The sequence below is a fragment of the Bosea sp. 29B genome, from assembly GCF_902506165.1.
Taxonomy (GTDB): domain Bacteria; phylum Pseudomonadota; class Alphaproteobacteria; order Rhizobiales; family Beijerinckiaceae; genus Allobosea.
Genome location: NZ_LR733817.1, coordinates 6,104,920 through 6,119,524 on the forward strand (window position 1 = coordinate 6,104,920; position 14,605 = coordinate 6,119,524).

Below are 14,605 nucleotides of genomic sequence, written 5' to 3' on the forward strand. Positions count from 1 at the left end.
CGACAATTCGGAACACGAAAGAAAACGGCCCGGAGCGATCCGGGCCGTTTCCTGTTTCGGGGCCCTGGGCAACGGCCTCAGAGATAATTCGTCAGGCGCAGTTGCTGCAGCATGGAGGTGGTCTGGTAGCTCGCCTGCAGAGTGGTCTGCAGCGCCAGGATCTGCATCGCCACCTCCTCCTTGGTGATGTCCTCGACGCCCGAGAGCGTCGTGCTCAGATAGTCCTTGGTCGCGGTGTGCCGCTCCTTGGCCTGCGCCATCGCGGTCTGGGCCGAGCCGAGCTCGACGATGATCTCAGACGGCGCCTGCGTCCCGGTCGGGAAGCCGATGGTGCTGCGCACGCGCTCGGTCATCGCACCGTAGGCCAGCTTCGAATTCGGATCGCTCGCCGGGAAGGTCTCGGCCGCCATGATCGCGAACTGCGCCAGTCCGGTGCGGAAGGCTTCTTCGTTGGCGCGGGCGCCTGCCGCCACTTGCTGGCCCTGGTCGACCTGGACGTTCGACGTCGCCCTGGCGGAGCCGGCGGCATCATCGCCCTGATACCAGATCACCGTATTGGCGGCCGTCCCCGGCGCCGGCGCAGCGGTTGCGGTGTCGAAGGGCGGTCCGGGCACCCGGAGCGGCGGATTGCTCTTGCTGCCCGCGAAGAAATCCTTGGCTGCGACCTGGGCCGACGCCGCCGACAGTGAGGTCTTCGCCTCACGCGACAGTGCCGCGCCGATCGCAGTCCGCAGGTTCGCGGCGGTCGCATTGGCGTCCGCCCCGATGACGAAGCCTTCGGCCGGGTCGCCAGTCGTGCCCGCTGCACGCGCCGTCAGGGTGATTTCCTCTGTCGTCCCGTCGGGCAGCTTCAGCGCAAATTTCAACGTATCGCCCGGTTGCGGCTGCGCGGCGACATTGACGGCGATATCGGCCGGCGGCCCGGCATTATAGGCCGTGGTCATCGCCGCGGTGCTGCTGGAGGCGCCGGTCAGCTTGAAGCCATAGGGCAGTCCGGCCGCCTCCTCGGCGATCGTCGCGTTGGTGCCGGCGCCGCCGGTGACGAGCCGGCCCATGCCGCCGGCGCCGATATCGGCCTGCTTGCGCTCGGAGATCAGCTGCTTCAGGCCGGCATGAGTGGCATCGCCATCCATGATCAGCGAATAGTCCACCACCGGCTCGACATCGGAGGTGCGGCCAGAAAACAGGTAGCGGCCATTCACCTGCGAATTCAGCAGATCGAGCGTCTGCTTGAACTTTTCCTCGGCCAGCACCTGCGGCGAGGTGCGCCCGGTCGAGGTCTCGACATAGCTGTCCGGCCGGGCATCGGCCCGTGTCTCGCCGGCGAGCTTGGTGAAATTCTCGACCGCCTTGGTCATCAGCTTGAGATTGACGTCCGAGCGCTGGATGCCGGTCAGATAGCCGTCGAGCGTCGAGAGCTTGTTGTTGAGGTCGAGGCTGGTGCCGCGATCCATGCCGAGGCCGGCAAAGGTCTGCGACTTCTTCTGCGTCGCGAGCTGCCGCTGCAGATCCTCGAGCTGGCCGCGCATCGAGACGAACTGGTTGGGATTGGCGAGGCGGTAGGCGCCGGTACCGGTCGGGGTGATGGTCATCGACTATCTCCTCACAGTCTCATCAGCACGTCGAGCAACTCCTTGACGGTGGAGATGACGCGTGCGTTGGCGGCGTAGGCGCTCTGCAACTCGATCAGCGTCGACATTTCCTGATCGACATTGACCTTGGTGTCCTCGAGGAAACGGCTTTGCACCGAGGAGAAGGCGACCTGCTGACCCTCGTCGAGGCGCTTGGCCTGCTCGCTCGCCTGGCCCTGCCCGGCGACGACGCGCTGGACCAGGCTGGAAACCGTGCCGGTCGAGGTCGCGGTCGAGCCGTCGAAGCCGGTCGCATTGGTGAAGCTGCGCTGGCTCGAGGTCAGCCGGTCGTAGAGGAATTTCGGCCGGGTCACGTCGCCCTGCGGCGTCGCCGGGCTGGTATTGTAGATGACGAGCCGCGAGCGGTCGGCGACCAGATCCGGATTGACGGCGATGCGCGAGGCGAAGCCAACCGCCTGCGCCCCACCCTCATAGGAGCCGGTATAGGCGGCATTGTTGCGCCCGGCATCGACGAAGAACGGCATCTCGGCCGTGCCGCCGGTCAGCGAGGTCTGGGTCGGGCGCGCGGTCAGTCCGGCGACGTCGCGCGTCGCGCTGCCGACCACGCGCAGCGTCGAACCGGTGTTGGACACGGTGAAGCCGGCGCCGACGGCTGCCTGGATCTGCGTCGCGACCGAGGCCGGGCCGCCGGAGAAGTCGATGCCGATGACGCGGTTGTTGGCATCGCCCTGGGCCGAGGCGGGCAAGGGCAGCGACGTCGCCGAGTCGACGCGCACGAAGGTGAAGCGCTGCGTCTGCCCGCTGGGCGGGATCTTGTAGTCCAGCGTCACCGAATTGCCGGCAGCCAGCCCGCTGAGGTCGACGTCGAAGCCGTTGAAGCCGCCGGCCGTGACCGCTGTGCCGGCAATCTCGCGATCCGACAGCGCGCTGGAGAGCTGGGCGGCGATCTCGTCGAGCTGCGCCTGTGCCTTCACCAGCGTCTTGTCGCGCAGTTCGACCAGCGCACCGATCTCGCCGGAGCGGAAGGTGTTGTTGGCGATCGCGTCGAAGGCGTTGCCGTTCAGGTCTCGGGCGACGATCGTGCCGACAGTCCGCTTGGTCGGGTCGCTGCTCCATTGCGATTGCGGCCCGATATTGGCGCGCGCGTCGACCTCGAACTTGACCGTCGGGCGGCCGTCGAAGAGCTGCGTCCCCGAGGCGGTGGTGATGCTGAGCGAGCCGTTCGGCCGCTCGTCGGTGCGGATCTCGACGTATTGCGAGAGCTCGGAAACGATGCGGTCGCGCTGGTCGCGCAGATCCGCCGTGCCAGAGGTCTGCTGGGCGTTGACGATCCGCGCATTGACGTTGGTCAGCTGGTCGAGCAGCTCGTTGACGCGTGTGACCCCCGAGCCGATGCCGGCCTCGGCCTGTGAGCGCTGCTGCTGGACGCCATCCGACAGCCCGCGCAGCCGGTTGGCGAGCTGGCTCGCCGCATCGAGCACGGCGGTGCGGTTGGTGTAGGAGGACGGGTCGTTCTGCAGCGCCTGCAACGAATTGGTGAAGGTGCTGTACATCGAGTCCAGCGCCGTCTTGCTGCCAGGAGCACCATAGAGCTGGTCGAGATTGGCGAAGACCTGGGCGCGGGTCGAGGTATAGGACGCGCCCGAGCTCTCCTGCAGAAGCTGGTGCTGGACGATGCGGTCGAGCAGCCGCTGGACGTTGGGATTGCTGACCCCGACAGTGCCGCCGCTGATCGAGTCGACGCTCGAGACATTGCGCCGGACATAGCCCGGCGTGCCGGCATTGGCGACGTTCTGCGAGACGACGCCGATGCCGATCTGGGCGCTGTTCAGCCCGGAAATCGAAGTGCCGAGTGCGGTGTTGAGACCCATCGTCAACTCCTGTCGTCTTTGGCTCTTGTTCTTTGGCCCGGCCCTTCTGGGCCGTCAGGCCAGGCTGCTTTCAGCGCTCAGCGGATGATGTTGAAGACGTCGCGCAGCATCTCCTGCGCCGTCGAGATCACCTTGGTGTTGGCCGAATAGGCCTGCTGGGTGACGATCATCTTCGAGAACTCGTCGGCGATGTCGGTGTTGGACTGCTCGACATTGCCGCCGATCAGCGCCGCGGTGCCGAGGCCGACGATCGGAGCGCCCGACTCGATCGTCTCCTCGAAGGCGCCGCCATCGAGACGCTTCAGCGCATTGCCTGCGTTGAAGCGGGCGACCGCGATCTGCGCCAGCGGCACGACCTGGCCGTTGCTGAAGGTACCGATCACCTGGCCCTCGTTCGAGATCGAGACCCGGTCGAGCGTGCCGGCGGTGTAGCCGTTCTGGCGGATGCTGCGGGCGTCGATCTGGCCGCTGGTATCGCCGTTCTGGGTCAGGCTGGTGCCGTTGGTGACGATGCTGATTGGCGCGGTGGCGGGCGAGATGGCGTTTCCGCCGATGGTCATGGGCGGGATTGTGATGTTGCCGCTGGCCGGCGCCGTCATCTTGCCGGTGTTGTCGAAGGTGATGTCAGTGTTGACGTTGCGGTAGGCGACGGTCGCACCGGTCGCGCCGGTGTTTTCGGCGATGAACAGGTTCCAGGTGTCGGGGGTGGCGCCAGCGGCATTGCTGACCTTGGCCCAGCGCAGCTCGACGCTGGTTGCCTTGCCGAGCGTATCGTAGACCGTGACCGAGCCGCCGGGGATCGAGCGGTTGAGGAAGGTGGTCAGGTCGCTGCCCACCACCGTGCCGGTACCGCCCGACGCGGTCGTGCTGGGGTTGGTGCCGAAGCCCGTACCTGCATTCAGGAGCTCGGAGCCGGGTGTCGTCGAAACGGCGCTGTTCGTCTTCGGATAGGCCGGGATGTTGGCGCTGTATTCGATCTGGGTCGTCGCCTTGGCCGGGAACTGATCCTTGGTGATGCGCAGCACATCGGGCTGGCTGCCGATAATCTGGCCGGTGACGGGGTCGATCTTCTGGCCCTTGAGGTAGTAGCCGGCGCCATTGACGAGGTAGCCGTCAGCGTCGAAGTCGAAATCGCCGCGGCGGGTATAGAGATTGCTGTTGGAGAATTGGGTCGAAGCCCCGACGCCGCTCTTGCGCTGATCGACGACGAAGAAGCCGTCGCCATTGATCGCGGCGTTGGTGTCGATACGCGTCGCGTTGAGGTCGCCCTGGATCGTGTTGGTGGCGCGGCTATAGGAGGCGACCGAGCCGGCGACCTGCCGGTTCAGCGCCGAATCCGGCACCAGGTCGGAGAAGCTGGTATCGACCCGCTTGAAGCCGGCGGTGCGCGAGTTCGCGATGTTGCCGGAGATATTCTCGAGGGCATAGGACTGGGCCTGCATGCCCGTCACCGCCGTCGTCAGCGCACTGAAAACACCCATCGCAACCTCACCTGGTCACCTGACCTGGACAGCGCCCCCCATGGGCGGCATGTCGAACCGAGGCTGAGTTTGCACGGCCTGTGCCACGGCCATGCCTGAGATATTTCAAGAGCTTGGATGGTTTTCGAAAGGTTTCCGGACGATTCCGACCGGGCAGATTCGTCCGCTACCGGCAAATTCTGCCGGGCTCAACTGTCCTTGCCGCCCCAGCCGGAGAGATCGCCGGCGACATCAGACAGTCCCGGCGGCGTCTCCTCGATAAAGGGCAGCGGCCGGCAGACCGCGATGGCCGCGAGCCCGATCCGGGCGGTCAGCAATCCGTTGAGCACGCCCTCGCCGAGCTTCGCCGAAAGCCGCGCCGCCAGCCCCTGGCCGAGCACCTGCTGGATCACTGCATCGCCCGCCGCCATGCCGCCGGTGACGACGAGATGGCCGAGCACCTGCCGCGCCAATCTGAACAGCCCGAGCGTCCCGGGCCGGCCGGCATAGATCGTCGCGATCGTCCGCAGCAGCCGGGCACAGGCGACGAGCACGAAGACGACGTCGACCAGCGCCCGCGGGCTGACCGCAGTGACCAGCGAGACCCGCCGCGCCGCCTGCGCCACTTGTGCCTGCGCGAGCGCATCCAGCGGTGCGAGCAGGCTGCGCTCGGCAACGGTGAGCAGGTCGCGGGCAGCGAGCAGCTGTGGCGTATGTAGGGTCAGCTCCGCCCTGCCCTTCGCCGTCTCGGGCCGGCCGGCATAGAGCTTGTCGAGTTCTGTCGCGACGGTGCGCGCCTTGGCGAGATCGCTCTCGGAGAGCGCCGCGACGGCGCGCTCGCGCAGCGCCTCGACCCGCCGCTCGCGCAGGATGTCGCGCAGCACGCGCAGCAGCATGACCAACAGCGCCAGAGCCGCAACGCCGGCGCAGACCAGCGCCGCGATGCCGACGGCCGGATTGAGGGCGAGCAGCCAACGAATCGTCTGCTCCGCCCAGACCGTGACGGAGAGCGCCAGCAGCCCCGACAGCGCCGCGACGAACAGGCTGCCCCAGCTGAAGCGGCGACGCCTCGGCTGCGGAACCGGAGCGGCTTCCGGCTCGATCGGCTCGACCTCCGGCACGACGGCGACATCGCCGCGCCCGCCAAAGACGGCATCGTCGGAGGAGCTGTCCTGCGGGTCGAGGCGGATCGCGCGCGGCGCCTTGCTCATGCTGAGCCCTCCTTCACGCCAGCCTGTCGCCGATCAGGAATTCGAGCGCGCGGTCGAGGCGGATCTGCGGCGGCGGTGCAAGGCGCCCACCGGCATCCGGCTTGACCAGAGGCGGCCGGAAACGCGGCGCTCTGACATGCCAGCGCGGCGCGCTGGAATCGAAGATCGCGCCGGGCCGCTCCGGCAGGTCGCCAGGGAAGATCGCCGCTTCCGTCTGACCATCGAAGACCTCGCCATCGACCATTTCGCCGGCCTCGGGCACGCCGGCAATCGCGGGCAGCTCCTCGCGGCCCTCGCGGATGCGGACCTCGCGGGTGGCGCGTATCGCGGCGAAGGCCATCGCCTCGACCTTGGCCCCCGCCCCTTGCGCCTGCGCAGCGGCCCGGGCGACCAGATGCGACATCACCCCGGCGAGCCGGTCGTGGCTGGTATGGTGCAGATGATCGGCCTTGGTCGCGGCGAACAGCACCTTCTCGATCCGCGGCGCGAACAGGCTCGACAACAGGCTGTTGCGGCCGACGGCGAAGGCCGAGAGCGCCTGGCCGAGCGCGGTTTCGAGGTCGGCCAGCGCAGCCGGACCGGCATCGAGCGCCGCCAGCGCGTCGACCAGCACGATCTGCCGGTCGAGCCTTGCGAAATGCTCGCGAAAGAACGGCCCGACCACGATGCGCTTATAGGCTTCGAAGCGCTCGGCCATCAGTCCGGCGAGCGTGCCGGGCTGCGGCTGCACGCCCGGCGGCAGATCGAGCGGCGCGAAGGTCAGGGCCGGCGAGCCCTCGAGATCGCCCGGCATCAGGAAGCGCCCGGGCGGGGTCACCGCCACCGACTCCGGATCGGCGCGCAGGGCGGCGAGATAGGCCTTGAACACGTCGCTCGCCGCTTCCGCCGCGAGTTCGTCCGCTGGCCCGGCCGGATCGCGCTGCCCGAGATCGTCGAGCCAGGGCGCTGCGATGGCGAGCCGGTGCGCCTTGCGCGCATCCGCCACCGCCTGCGCCGACCAGTTGGCATAGTCCTGCCCGATCAGCGCGAGATCGAGCAGCCATTCGCCGGGATAGTCGACGATATCGAGGGTCAGCGTCGCCGGTCCCTTGAACCAGCCCTCGGCGCGCTCGTAATCGATCTCGATCCGAAGCTCCGAGATGCGGCGCGTCGATTCCGGCCAGCGCCGATCCGGTCCCGAGAGTGCGGCGCGATGCGCCTCATAGGGAAAGCGCGGTATCTCGGGATCGGGCTGCGGCACCAGCCGGACACGGGCGATCCGCCCTTCCGCCGAAGCTTTCAGCACCGGCAGCTTGGCGCCCTCGACCAGGTTCTGGATCAGCGCGGTCGTGAAGACCGTTTTCCCTGAGCGCGACAGGCCGGTGACGCCGATGCGCAGGCGCGGCCGCGCCAGCCCGAGCAGGCTGTCGCCGAAAGCGAGCGCGGCATTGCGCGCCTCGTCGAGATAGGAGCCGGACGCCATCAGGCGATCCGCATCATTCGTCGGGCCCTTCGCCGAGCGAGCCCGGCGTGACGAAGCGGTCGAGCCGGCCGCCTTGCGCCACGAGATCGCGCCAGTCCTCGATGGCAAAATCGATCACGGCAAGCCCGCAGGTCGGGTATTTCTGCGCCATCCGCGCTGCCGCATAGCGGTCGCCATGGCCGGCGAGCTTGGCGGCGAGTTCCTCGAAGCCGGGATTGTGGCCGATCATCAGGAGCGTGCGAACGCCAGGGTCCGTCTCCTGCACCACGTTGAGCAGGCGCTCGGGCTTGGCCTCGTAGATGCGCGGCTCGTAATGGGTCGGCGGCTTCTCCGGCAGCATCGGCTTGACCAGCTCCCAGGTCTCGGCCGTGCGCTTGGCCGGCGAGATCAGGACGAGATCCGGCAGCAGCAGCTCCTCGGCGAGATAACGCCCCATGACCGGGGCGGCTTCGCGTCCACGCGTGGCGAGCGGCCGGTCGCGATCGGCGGTGTTGGCGGGCCAGGCCGATTTGGCATGGCGCAGAAGCATGAGGCGGCGCATGGCCGCCATCTAACCATGGCTGGCGGGATTTGCGAGTGGCTTGGGCGGGGAAGCCCGTACTGCGGCGAGCAGCATCTCCATCAGCCGCCCCGAATACAGCGCGATCAGCCGCTCGCGCCCGCCCGGCTGCATTTCCAGCGGCGCGAGCTGGCCGTCGATCAGCATGGTCGAGAAGCCATGGGTGATCGACCAGACGAAGAGAATCTCGGCGAGATCGGCATCGCCGCCATAGCTCGACGGCAGCCGCGTCAGCACATCGGCGTCGACCTCTCGCCCCAGCGCCAGCTTGGTCTCGCGGACCAGGATACCGAAGGCGCGGATGCCGGCGCGACGCAGATCGTCGTCCCCGCTCCTCAGGCCGAGCCGCCCGAAGACGACTCGGAAGCGGCCGGGCCTGGTCAATGCGACGGCGAGATAAGCCTCGCAGATCGCCGCCAGCCGGTCCCCGCCAGCCGCCTTGGCCTTCGCGACAGCTTCTTCCATGCTCTCGGACAGATCGTCGAAGCCGAGCGTCGCGATCGCGGTCAGGAGGCCGACGAGATTGCCGAAATGATGCGCCGGCGCCGCCGGTGACACGCCGGCCCGGCGGGCACATTCGCGCAGGGTGAAGCCGCCGACGCCCTTCTCGGCCAGCACCGCCTCGGCCGCGTCGATCATCGCCTGGCGCAGGTCGCCATGATGATAGCCGCCTCGCTTGCCAACCTTGGTATCCATCGCACGCCCTGCCCGCACGCCGCCGCCATCAAACTTGACGGCGTCAAGATAACGCAATAGGGCAGAGCCGCAACTGAACAGCGTCAAGATTGGAGCGCATGATGCCTCTCAGCTTGGACGACGCCTTCACCCGGGCCGGCCAACTCGCCATGCTCGGCTGGGCCGCCTTGATCCTGCTGCCGCGCTGGCGCGGCATCTCGGCGGCACTGGCCGGCTGGATCATCCCGGCCCTGCTTTCGCTCGGCTATGCCGTTTTGATCGCCGTTCACTGGCACGACGCCAAGGGCGGCTTCTCCTCGCTCGATTCGGTTGCGGCCCTGTTCGCCTCGAAGCCGCTGCTGCTCGCCGGCTGGGTGCATTATCTCGCCTTCGATCTTTTCCTCGGCAACTGGATCCTGCGCCGCTCGCAAGCGGAAGCAATGCCGCACTGGCTGATGTTGCCCGTGCTCCTGCTGACCTTCCTGTTCGGCCCGGTCGGCCTCCTGACCTATCTGCTGCTGGAAGCCTGCTTTCGCCTGGCGCGCGAGGATCGCATCGCCCGCCTGCAAGCCCGCCTTCCCACCTGGTTGCCTGATCTCGAGCTGGAGCCGCGTCTCACCGCGGCGGCCTTCGCCATGTTCGCTCTGGCGGTGCCAACCGTGTTCGCCTGGCTGATCGACATCAGGCAGTTCCAGGGCGTCGATACCTGGATCAAGCCGCTGAAATTCGAGATCTCGGTCGCCTTCTACCTGCTGACGCTGGCGCTGTTCCTGCCGCTCGCGAGCGACCGCTTCCGCGCCTCCTGGCTCGGGCGCTACATGGTCTGGCCGGTGATCGTGCCGATCTTGCTTGAAGTGCTCTACATCGCCTGGCGCGCCTCGCGTGTGGAGGCCTCGCACTACAACAGCGACAGCGCGCTCGGTGTCTGGCTCTACACGCTGATGGGCGTCGGTGCGGTGATGTTCACGATCGCGCCCGGCTTCCTCGCCTATGGGCTCGCCCGTCGCGACGCCGCTCCCATGCCGCAGGTCGTGCGCTGGGCGCTGGTCGCCGGCCTTGCCCTCACCTGCGTCTTCGGCCTGCTGAGCGGCGCCCTGCTCGGCTCCAGCGCCAGCGGGCACTATGTCGGCGTCGTGCCGGTCGATCACCGGACGCTCCCGATCTTCGGCTGGTCGCTCGCGATCGGGGATTTGCGCATCGCGCATTTCCTCGGCCTGCACGCTTTGCAGATCATGCCGGCGATCGGCGTGGCTCTCTGGCTGGCAATGCGACAGAGCAAGGCCGGGCTCGTCGCGCTCGGAACGGTCTCGGCCGCCTATGCCGCCATCACCGCGATGGCGCTCGTCGCGGCGCTGCAGGCGCGCCCGCTGCTCGGGCTCGGCTGACAGGCATCACGCATCATCGCCATCGGAACCGGGCACAAGATCATCGGCGCCCGGCTCATAGCGCAGCAGGTCGCCCGGCTGGCAGTCGAGCACCGCACAGATCCGCGTCAGCGTATCGAAGCGCATGCCCCGGACCTTGCCGGATTTCAGCTGCGAGACCTGCTGCTCGGTCAGCCCGATGCGCTGGGCCAGTTCCTTCGAGCGCATCTTGCGGCGCGCCAGCATGACATCAAGTTCGACGATGATCGGCATCACCCGACACCTACACGAAACTCTGATTCTCGTCCGCCAGCCGGACCGCCTCCTTCAGCACCAGCCCGAAGGCGACCAGCGCCGCCCCTGCCGCCAGCACGCCGAACGTCCCCGGATCGAGCGTGATCGCCAGTTGCTTCTGGCCTGAGGGATTGTCGAAGGTCAGCGCCACGCTTTGCGCCGCGCGCGTCAGCGGCGTCGCGACGCCCATCGCCGTCAGCAGCCAGCCGATCCGCGTGAGGCGTTGCGCATTCTCCTCCTCCAGCACCTGGCCGCGGCCGAAACGGCCGAACAGGCTTGAGAGCCGCAACATCGCGGCAACGAAGAGGCCCGCAGGTACGAGGCCGATCGTAAGGGCGGCCCAGTAGCCGCGCTCCGAGAGCGAGCCGATCGGGGCACTGACGCCGATCGTGCTGCGGGCATAGGCGGCGAGTTGCTCGGGATCGCGCCAGAGCCAGATTGCGCCGACGGCCATCAGCGCCGCCGCCGCAAAGCAGAGGACGCGAGCGACCGTGCTCACGCGGCGCAGCCTCGCCATGGCGGATCGGCCTTGGGCGGAATTCGATATGGCTGCCATTTCATTTCACTCCGCAATTGACAAAATTAAACTAAGAGATGAATTTCTGAATGTCAAAGCCATTTCATCGAGAGCCGCCATGCGCACTGCCCTGCCTGCCAATCTCCTTCTTTTCGGCCTGCTCGCGGGCTGCGGCCACGTCCCGCTGACCTCGCTGCCGAAGCTCTCGAAGATCGACATGAAGACCACAGATCTCGCGCAGCTGCGCGCCGGCATCAGCCTGCCGGCTGATATCCGCACGCTGCCCGGCGGCGTCACCATGACGCTCGTCGCCTTGCCCAAGGATGGCGGGCGCCATGAGCGCAAGGTCGTGCTGGAGGAGGTGCGTGATGCCGCCGAACTGGCCAAGCTGCCGGCGGTGGCTTCGCCGGGACGCCGCTTCACCCTGTTCAGGCTGAGCCGGGCCGACGCCGCGCGCCTTGGCGCCTTCCGCGAGGAGATGTTCGCCGGTCCGCAGAACAGCGGCAATCGCGGCAGCCTGGCGCTGGGAGCTGACAAGGCCTGCCGCCTCGGCGAGCTCTCGGGCAAGCCGATCGCGATGAGCGGCTATCTCAGGACGTCGGAGACGCAGGACTATGTCCTGCTGATGCGCGACTTCGATCTGAAGGAAGCCGTCCGCGAGATCGATCCCAAGGTCGATTTGGCCACCGCGATCCCACCTTGTGACGCTGTGCCGGAGGCGAAGCTCAGCGGCTCTCCCGCCGCGCCATGAAGGCGAGCTTCTCGAACAGCGAGACGTCCTGTTCGTTCTTGAGCAGCGCGCCGTGCAGTGGCGGGATCAGCTTGCGCGGATCGCGCTCGCGCAGCACCTCGGGGCCGATATCGTCGGCGACGAGCAGCTTCAGCCAGTCGAGCAGTTCGGAGGTCGAGGGTTTCTTCTTGATGCCGGGCACCTCGCGCACCTCGAAGAACAGGCGCAGCGCCTCCTCCATCAATCGCTTCTTGATGCCGGGGAAATGCACCTCGACGATTCTCTGCATCGTCTCGGCATCCGGGAAGCGGATGTAATGGAAGAAGCAGCGGCGCAGGAAGGCGTCCGGCAATTCCTTCTCGTTGTTCGAGGTGATGATCATCACCGGCCGCTGCGCCGCCCTGATCGTCTCGCCGGTCTCGTAGACATGGAACTCCATGCGGTCGAGCTCGAGCAGGAGGTCGTTCGGGAACTCGATATCGGCCTTGTCGATCTCGTCGATCAGCAGCACCGGGCGGGCCGGCGAGACGAAGGCCTCCCAGAGCTTGCCGCGCTTGATGTAGTTGGCGATGTCGGAGACGCGGGCGTCGCCAAGCTGGCTGTCGCGCAGGCGGCTGACCGCATCGTATTCGTAGAGTCCCTGCTGCGCCTTGGTGGTCGACTTGACGTGCCAGGTCAGCAGCGGCGCGCCGAGCGCAGCGGCGATCTCCTCGGCCAGCACGGTCTTGCCGGTGCCGGGCTCGCCCTTGACCAGCAGCGGCCGCTCCAGACGGATCGCGGCATTGACCGCGACGGTCAGATCCTCGGTGGCGACGTAGGAAGCGGTGCCGGTAAAGCGCATGCGAGGCCCTTCATTTGGCTGCTCCGCGGCCATGCTGCCGCCGCAGATGGCAATGTGCTTAGAGGTCAGCCGGCGGCGGGGCAAGTTTTCGTCAGCCCGGCGCGTGATTTGGTTTGTGTTGCAAGGCTTTACCAAGCAAAGCTTCGAGATCAGCAGCTTCGCTTGATTCTTCGAGGGTGACGTGGCCGGGACGATCGATCCTTCCGCCTATCGTGACGCCGTGGTCGTGCTCGCCACGGCCGGCGTGATCGTGCCCTTCGCCAAGCGTTTCCGGGTCAATTCCGTCGTCGCCTTCATGGCCTGCGGCGCCGTGCTCGGCCCCTATGGCCTCGGCGGGCTCGCCGCCAAGATTCCCTTCCTTGGCGCCATCACCGTCTCGAATGCGGATGCGCTTGCCGGTCCTGCCGAACTTGGTGTCGCCTTCCTGCTCTTCGTCATCGGGCTCGAGCTCTCCTATGAGCGCCTGATGACGATGCGTCGGCTGGTCTTCGGACTCGGCCTCGGGCAGGTCGCGTTCTCGGCCACTGCGATCAGCGCCATCGCCTATGCCTTCGGTCAGCCAGCGGCTGCGGCCCTGCTGATCGGCACGGCGCTCGCCTTGTCCTCGACCGCGATGGTGGTCGAGCTGCTCTCGGCCCATCGCCGCATCACCTCCTCGGCCGGACGCGCCAGCTTCGCCATCCTGCTCTGCCAGGACCTTGCAGTGATTCCCCTGCTCTTCCTGGTCAGCGTGCTCGGTGCGCAGAATGGCGGCTCGCTGATCGCCGGCCTGACCCAGGCGCTGCTGCAGGCGGTCGCCGCGGTCGCTGCCATCATCGTCATCGGCCGCCTCGCCATGCGCCCGCTCTTTCGTCTGGTCGCATCGACGGATTCCTCAGAGAGCTTCATGGCGGCAACCCTGCTGGTTGCGCTCGGCACAGGACTGATCGCCGCAGGAGCCGGCCTCTCCATGGGGCTCGGGGCCTTCATCGCCGGGCTGCTGCTGGCAGAAACCGAGTATCGCCGCGCCATCGAGGTGACGATCGAGCCGTTCAAGTCGCTGCTGATCGGCGTCTTCTTCCTCACCGTTGGCATGAGCGTGAACCCCGCAGCCCTGGCGGCCCAGCCTGCCGCGATCCTGAGCATCGCCGCCGGGCTCTTCCTCGCCAAGGTTGCGATCACCTTCCTGTTCGCCCGCTATTTCAAACTGTCGGTACCGACCGCGCTCGAAACCGCGATCATGGTCGGACCCGGCGGCGAGTTCGCCTTCGTGCTGCTGACCGCCTCCGTCGCGGCCAAGCTGATTGACCAGAACGCGGCCTCGCTCGTGCTCGCCGGCGTCTCGCTGACCATGATCTTCCTGCCGCTGGCCGCCCGCATGGCGCGAAAGCTCTCGGCGCGCCTGGCGCCGGCTGTGAAGCTTCCGGACGAAGCGAATATCTTGCCACCGGACGACCATGCTCCCCGCGCCATCGTCGTCGGCCTCGGCCGCGTCGGGCGCCTGGTCGGCGAGATGCTCTCGCAGCACAAGGTGCCCTATATCGCCATCGACGCCGATCCCACGCTGATTGCAACGCAGCGCCGCGCCGGCCGCCCCGCCTTCTACGGCAACGCCACACAGCCGGACTTCCTGCGGCTCTGTGGTCTCGAGGAGGCGACCGCGCTGATTGTCACCATCGACAATCCTCGCGCCGTCGATGAGATCGTCGCGGCAGCGCGCGGCGTGCGGCAGGACCTCATCATCGTCGCCCGCGCCCGCGACGCCAAGCATGCGCGGCATCTCTACGAGCTCGGCGTCAACGACGCGGTGCCGGAGACGATCGAGGCCAGCCTGCAATTGTCGGAAGCGGCGCTGGTCGGCCTCGGCGTGCCGATGGGCCTCGTCATCGCCTCGGTGCACCAGCGCCGCGACGATTTCCGCAGCGAGCTCAAGCCGGCGAGCGCTCCGCAGCCAGCGTTGCCGCGCCATGCCCGCTCGCGCAGGCTGTGACGCTTTCTCGCTGTATTTCCGGGCTCAGGCCGCAGGCCTGAGCCCGGAACCCAGAAGCGG

General features: G+C 67.4%; 13 protein-coding genes. 3 read left to right on the forward strand and 10 right to left on the reverse strand.

Annotated features, from left to right (window positions below; genetic code table 11):
- Positions 1-77 precede the first annotated feature (77 nt).
- The 7 genes from GV161_RS29695 to GV161_RS29725 form a co-directional block, all read right to left on the reverse strand.
- Complete coding sequence (locus GV161_RS29695; protein ID WP_152012855.1) at positions 78-1,592, reverse strand: flagellar biosynthesis protein FlgL; 1,515 nt, start codon at positions 1,590-1,592, stop codon at positions 78-80.
- An 11-nt stretch (positions 1,593-1,603) separates the two neighbouring features.
- Positions 1,604-3,463 (reverse strand): flagellar hook-associated protein FlgK, encoded by a 1,860-nt coding sequence (gene flgK, locus GV161_RS29700; protein WP_152012856.1) that lies wholly within the window; start codon positions 3,461-3,463, stop codon positions 1,604-1,606.
- A gap of 77 nt (positions 3,464-3,540) precedes the next feature.
- Positions 3,541-4,944 carry a flagellar hook-basal body complex protein gene (locus GV161_RS29705; protein ID WP_152012857.1) on the reverse strand — a complete coding sequence of 468 codons (1,404 nt, stop codon included), beginning with the start codon at positions 4,942-4,944 and terminating at the stop codon, positions 3,541-3,543.
- Positions 4,945-5,132: 188 nt separating this feature from the next.
- A complete protein-coding gene (locus GV161_RS29710; protein ID WP_152012858.1) occupies positions 5,133-6,134 on the reverse strand; it encodes a TIGR01620 family protein in 1,002 nt (333 codons plus the stop codon).
- 13 nt (positions 6,135-6,147) lie between these two features.
- Complete coding sequence (locus GV161_RS29715; RefSeq protein ID WP_152012859.1) at positions 6,148-7,596, reverse strand: YcjX family protein; 1,449 nt, start codon at positions 7,594-7,596, stop codon at positions 6,148-6,150.
- A gap of 13 nt (positions 7,597-7,609) precedes the next feature.
- The gene (locus GV161_RS29720) at positions 7,610-8,137 is read right to left on the reverse strand and encodes a histidine phosphatase family protein (protein ID WP_152012860.1); all 528 of its coding nucleotides are present in this window, start codon (positions 8,135-8,137) and stop codon (positions 7,610-7,612) included.
- A 9-nt stretch (positions 8,138-8,146) separates the two neighbouring features.
- Positions 8,147-8,851, reverse strand: coding sequence for a TetR/AcrR family transcriptional regulator (locus GV161_RS29725; protein WP_152012861.1), 705 nt, complete (start codon positions 8,849-8,851; stop codon positions 8,147-8,149).
- A gap of 101 nt (positions 8,852-8,952) precedes the next feature.
- Between GV161_RS29725 and GV161_RS31000 the strand changes: the two genes are divergently transcribed.
- On the forward strand, positions 8,953-10,215 hold the full coding sequence (locus tag GV161_RS31000) for an ABA4-like family protein (RefSeq protein ID WP_201303062.1): 1,263 nt from the start codon (positions 8,953-8,955) through the stop codon (positions 10,213-10,215).
- 6 nt (positions 10,216-10,221) lie between these two features.
- Here the strand turns inward: GV161_RS31000 and GV161_RS29735 are convergent, their stop codons facing one another.
- Positions 10,222-10,467 carry a helix-turn-helix transcriptional regulator gene (locus GV161_RS29735; RefSeq protein WP_152012862.1) on the reverse strand — a complete coding sequence of 82 codons (246 nt, stop codon included), beginning with the start codon at positions 10,465-10,467 and terminating at the stop codon, positions 10,222-10,224.
- A gap of 10 nt (positions 10,468-10,477) precedes the next feature.
- A complete protein-coding gene (locus tag GV161_RS29740) occupies positions 10,478-10,987 on the reverse strand; it encodes a DUF2975 domain-containing protein (protein ID WP_159650542.1) in 510 nt (169 codons plus the stop codon).
- Between GV161_RS29740 and GV161_RS29745 the strand changes: the two genes are divergently transcribed.
- The gene (locus GV161_RS29745; RefSeq protein ID WP_210253498.1) at positions 10,980-11,756 is read left to right on the forward strand and encodes a hypothetical protein; all 777 of its coding nucleotides are present in this window, start codon (positions 10,980-10,982) and stop codon (positions 11,754-11,756) included. The genes GV161_RS29740 and GV161_RS29745 overlap by 8 nt on opposite strands.
- Here the strand turns inward: GV161_RS29745 and GV161_RS29750 are convergent.
- Positions 11,731-12,576 carry a MoxR family ATPase gene (locus tag GV161_RS29750; protein WP_152012865.1) on the reverse strand — a complete coding sequence of 282 codons (846 nt, stop codon included), beginning with the start codon at positions 12,574-12,576 and terminating at the stop codon, positions 11,731-11,733. The genes GV161_RS29745 and GV161_RS29750 overlap by 26 nt on opposite strands.
- Before the next feature lie 181 nt (positions 12,577-12,757).
- Here GV161_RS29750 and GV161_RS29755 point away from each other — a divergent pair, with 181 nt between their 5' ends.
- Entirely contained in the window at positions 12,758-14,545 is a 1,788-nt protein-coding gene (locus GV161_RS29755) for a cation:proton antiporter (RefSeq protein ID WP_152012866.1), read from the forward strand.
- Positions 14,546-14,605: the final 60 nt, after the last annotated feature.

Bases quoted from the DNA above. Each gene is read 5' to 3' on its own strand.
- GV161_RS29695 (WP_152012855.1), bottom strand. From the start codon at position 1,592: ATGACCATCACCCCGACCGGTACCGGCGCCTACCGCCTCGCCAATCCC.
- flgK (WP_152012856.1), bottom strand. From the start codon at position 3,463: ATGGGTCTCAACACCGCACTCGGCACTTCGATTTCCGGGCTGAACAGC.
- GV161_RS29705 (WP_152012857.1), bottom strand. From the start codon at position 4,944: ATGGGTGTTTTCAGTGCGCTGACGACGGCGGTGACGGGCATGCAGGCC.
- GV161_RS29710 (WP_152012858.1), bottom strand. From the start codon at position 6,134: ATGAGCAAGGCGCCGCGCGCGATCCGCCTCGACCCGCAGGACAGCTCC.
- GV161_RS29715 (WP_152012859.1), bottom strand. From the start codon at position 7,596: ATGGCGTCCGGCTCCTATCTCGACGAGGCGCGCAATGCCGCGCTCGCT.
- GV161_RS29720 (WP_152012860.1), bottom strand. From the start codon at position 8,137: ATGCGCCGCCTCATGCTTCTGCGCCATGCCAAATCGGCCTGGCCCGCC.
- GV161_RS29725 (WP_152012861.1), bottom strand. From the start codon at position 8,851: ATGGATACCAAGGTTGGCAAGCGAGGCGGCTATCATCATGGCGACCTG.
- GV161_RS31000 (WP_201303062.1), top strand. From the start codon at position 8,953: ATGCCTCTCAGCTTGGACGACGCCTTCACCCGGGCCGGCCAACTCGCC.
- GV161_RS29735 (WP_152012862.1), bottom strand. From the start codon at position 10,467: ATGCCGATCATCGTCGAACTTGATGTCATGCTGGCGCGCCGCAAGATG.
- GV161_RS29750 (WP_152012865.1), bottom strand. From the start codon at position 12,576: ATGCGCTTTACCGGCACCGCTTCCTACGTCGCCACCGAGGATCTGACC.